The sequence below is a fragment of the Paraburkholderia sp. UCT31 genome (assembly GCF_014397655.1).
Lineage (GTDB): Bacteria > Pseudomonadota > Gammaproteobacteria > Burkholderiales > Burkholderiaceae > Paraburkholderia > Paraburkholderia tuberum.
The window spans coordinates 1-3,564 of sequence record NZ_VZQP01000141.1 but is presented as its reverse complement, the minus strand read 5'-3'; the positions used below and the strand labels follow the sequence as shown (position 1 = coordinate 3,564).

The 3,564-nt window shown below is 59.0% G+C and carries 4 protein-coding genes and 2 pseudogenes; 3 read left to right on the top strand and 3 right to left on the bottom strand.

Annotated elements, in window-relative coordinates:
- On the bottom strand, positions 1-749 hold a 749-nt coding region (locus F6X40_RS41065), incomplete at its 3' end, for a transglutaminase-like domain-containing protein (protein WP_187631834.1).
- A 161-nt stretch (positions 750-910) separates the two neighbouring features.
- Positions 911-1,663 carry a transglutaminase family protein gene (locus tag F6X40_RS41060; RefSeq protein ID WP_262421749.1) on the bottom strand — a complete coding sequence of 251 codons (753 nt, stop codon included), beginning with the start codon at positions 1,661-1,663 and terminating at the stop codon, positions 911-913.
- Positions 1,664-2,352: 689 nt separating this feature from the next.
- Here F6X40_RS41060 and F6X40_RS41055 point away from each other — a divergent pair.
- Together F6X40_RS41055 and F6X40_RS41050 are read left to right on the top strand one after the other, a co-directional pair.
- Positions 2,353-2,640, top strand: coding sequence for a hypothetical protein (locus F6X40_RS41055; RefSeq protein ID WP_184050798.1), 288 nt, complete (start codon positions 2,353-2,355; stop codon positions 2,638-2,640).
- Positions 2,641-2,869: pseudogene (locus tag F6X40_RS41050) on the top strand (DUF1488 domain-containing protein).
- A 141-nt stretch (positions 2,870-3,010) separates the two neighbouring features.
- Here F6X40_RS41050 and F6X40_RS43060 read toward each other — a convergent pair.
- Positions 3,011-3,145: a hypothetical protein gene (locus tag F6X40_RS43060; protein ID WP_262421748.1), complete on the bottom strand. Its 135-nt coding sequence runs from the start codon at positions 3,143-3,145 to the stop codon at positions 3,011-3,013.
- Between the two features lie 110 nt (positions 3,146-3,255).
- On the opposite strand from F6X40_RS43060, the pseudogene F6X40_RS41045 reads away from it, so the two are divergent.
- Positions 3,256-3,439, top strand: a pseudogene (locus F6X40_RS41045) (EamA family transporter); the annotation flags it as partial.
- Positions 3,440-3,564 lie beyond the last annotated feature (125 nt).

Genomic DNA, 3,564 nt, shown 5'->3' with positions numbered 1-3,564 from the left:
TTGCTGATCGCAACGTCGGCGGCATCGCGGCCGCACGCCATCAGCACACGACCGATACGCGGCACGTTGTTGCGCGGATCGAAGGTCTGCCAGGAGCCGCCCACATAGGCTTCGAACCATGCCGCGAAATCCATCGTGCTCCACGGCGGCGGCACACCGACGTCACTGATGTAGCCCGTGCAGTAGCGAGCCGGAATATTCATCGCGCGGCATAGCGCCACGGCCAGATGAGCGAAGTCGCGACACACGCCCTTGCGTTCCTGCCACGCCTGAAACGCGGTCTTGGTCGGCCGTGCAAATTCGTATCCGAACGTGACATGGCGATGCACGTAGTCGCAAATCGCCTGCACCCGGTGGCGGCCCGGAGGCGTATTGGAAAACAGTTTCCAGGCAATGTCGGACAGCAGATCGGTTTCGCAATAGCGGCTGCCGAGCAGGAACACCAGACATTCATCCGGAAGCGTTTCGACGGCATGCTGATAGTCGAACGGCTCGCGCGTCTCGGGTTGATCGGAGACGTTGAGCAGCGCGGTGGTGGAGAGCGAAATCAGCCCCTGCGGCGCGACGATGCGGCTGCACAGATTGCCGAAGCTATCGCGATACTGGGTGATCGCCGCCGGCGGATCGACCACCAGCAGATCGGCAGACAGGACATCCTGCACGCGGGAAAAATGCGTGTTCAACATCAACATCATTGGTGTCGGCTGCGCGCACTCGTAGATCAGTTCATAGCCCACGCGAAGTTTCATCTGACCATCCTTCCATTGATAAAGTCCTAACGCGCTGAGCGCTCAGGCGTCTTCGGTCACGCTCACGTCGACCTCAAGACTGCGGAACGAATGCATCGCGCCGTGCCATGTGCCCCAGAGCGGCAGCGCCTGATCGTAATTCCACGCTACCGCCACACGAATCAGATGCCGGTTGCCGACGATGCTGTTGGTCGGGTCAAATCGACCCAGCCTGCACCGGGAAGATAGATCTGCAGCCATGCGTGGGTCGCGCCGCCGCCCAGGGTAGTGTCGTGGTCCGGCACGAAAATATAGCCGCTGACAAACCGGGCCGCGAGGCCAAGCGAGCGGACGGCATCCATCATCAGCACCGCGAAATCGCGGCAACTGCCGCTGCGCAGGCGTAGCGTGTCGGCAGGACGATTGACGCCCTTCTCGACGCGCCGCACGTACATGAAGTTGTTCTTGATCTCGAGCGTCATGCTGCGCAACAACGTCATCGTGCCCGTCGTGCCGCCGGGGTCGATAAAGCGTCGCGCCCACAGGTCGACATCGTCGTTCGGAAACTGTCGGCTTCGCGCGTTCACCAGATCAGAGGCTTCCTCGCTCGTATACGCGAAGGGCCAGGTCGACGCATAGGCTTCCAGCGAATAGTCAGGCAGCGGCGCCTCGTAATGTTCGAGCGTCACCTTGCTTCTGAAGAGCAGCTCGGATGCTTCGACCGAAAACGTGGCGACTGCGACCGAGTTGTCGAAGACATCGTGCAACCAATACAGCCGTTCAGGTGTGGGCGTGATCAGCAACTGCGCGGTGAGAAGCCGCAGATCATGACTCGCACGCGGGCGGAACATCATGCGATGCTCGCCGAAGCGCACTGGCTCCCAGTAGTGGTAGACGCTCTGGTGCCGCACGGTTAGACGTTGCGGCGCGCTCATTGCGTTTCGCCGCGAACAAACTTGCTCACCATTTCGCCCCCAAAAGGAAAGCCCACCGCGACAGCACGAACCGGGGCGGCAATCGGTCACGACTCAGACACGCGCTGAAAATGATCAGCAATGAGAGGCAACAAGGTGCAGCCCGAATTGCAATGACGCTCTTTCTACCGGGCCGCTGCTACACCTTCGTCGAAAGTGCGCACAAGCAAAGTGAAACGACCGCGCGTCACATGCGCGTGTCGGTTACTTCTTCGTCACGCCGCTCGACACAGAAGTCTTCGGAGTAGACGTCTTGAACAGACCTGCTCCGGGAGATGGTAACTTTTTAGGTTGTTTAGGCTTCTTTGCCTCGCGATTACTACGCAGTTGACCTTTTGCCATTTCGCTCCCCATTTAGGCGCCCACGGAAGGGGCCGCTCTGCGACTCATTCTGGGCGCATTTTTAATTACTGTCGCGATCTATTTAAAAGACCCGATCACACACTTTAAGGGGTAAGTGCACAAGTTTGCTGATAGTGCGTGCTCTCTTCATGCACCCAGCCGCCGGTTTGCCGATTGTTCTTGCTTTGTCGCGCCATGCGGCGCACTCTCGGATAGCCAACTTGAGTGCGCAAGCGGCTTTCATCGACTCGCCACTCGTGTCCGGCTCGCCAGTACCGGCGGGAATACGCGTCGAATCTCGCACGCGAATGAGCATTGCGACCTTGATGTGGCGCGTCGCCGTGCTCAAGCGTGCTTTCTGGCCTCAGGCCACTGCCTTGAAGTTGCACGCTCTTTTTGCAGGCGTCCAGATGCTGAAGCGAACCCCAATGAGCCCGATCATGTCGGGCAGACCGCAAGACTATGTGGCGACCCAGAAAGCTCGCGTCGAAGCCTTGCGGCAGGCGGAGTCCGACCGCGCCCAGAAGCGGCTCGACGATGATGCGCGCATCGATATCAACGCCGCGAAGTGGCGCTACGTCTCTTCGAGAGATTAGATGGCAAAAAGCAAGATCGTGCTCAGCTTCCCAAATCCCAGTCGCTCTTACGACACCTCTTAGGCATCGTGTATGTTTCTCGGGCTACGACAATTCTCGCGAGATCGCGTTTCTCGTCGATGGTCAAATGCTGACGAAGCTCAACCCCGGAATCCGTAGCGAGGAAACCGACCTGCTCGCGGCGTTCGATCGTAATCGCGACCGGATACTGGAACTGGCCAAAACGTGATATAAGGGTGGCCCGCAGATCAGGTACACGATCTCCTGAATCGAAGATCGGGCGCGATCACTTTTTAGTTGCGGGGATGCGAGGCGCGAGCAGGGTTCGAACACGCAGCCAATATTACTCGGCCCGAACGCCCCCATACGTTCAATATGAAGCAGGCAGCAGATCGCCCAGCGCCTGATACACCGCTTCACGAAAAAGCGCAACCGCTGAAAACTGGCCAAACTCCACGGTGCGATCGACAATCTTGCCTGTCGCCTGATCCGGGCCGAGCGACACTCGCGATGTCGTGAACAATACATAGGCGGTCGGCACCCTGGGGTAAAAAGCTCACCTGAGTAGCAGTCCCGCCACGCGGCCGCGACGTGGAAGCGGTGTTCGGAGCGACCTGGCTACATTTGCGGGAGCGCCACGAGCACGCTCACACGCACGAGACACCGGAACCAAACCACCGAGGTCGCCATGACGAGCACCATCAGCACGTTCATGACTTCCCGTGGGACGGGCAGGAACCACATACCCCCACATAAGCGTGAACCCGTAACACACAAGCATCGCCACCATCGTCATTGACTTCGCGTGATTTCAATGTCCGCAGCAGCGCGATTATCGGTCGCTCACTCTATCGCTTTGATCGACTCCTAAATGGCCGACTGTACTCGCTCACAGAGGCCGCCCCTAAGCCGCCGTTGAAGTTT

Bases quoted from the DNA above. Each gene is read 5' to 3' on its own strand.
- F6X40_RS41060 (WP_262421749.1), bottom strand. From the start codon at position 1,663: ATGAGCGCGCCGCAACGTCTAACCGTGCGGCACCAGAGCGTCTACCAC.
- F6X40_RS41055 (WP_184050798.1), top strand. From the start codon at position 2,353: ATGAGCATTGCGACCTTGATGTGGCGCGTCGCCGTGCTCAAGCGTGCT.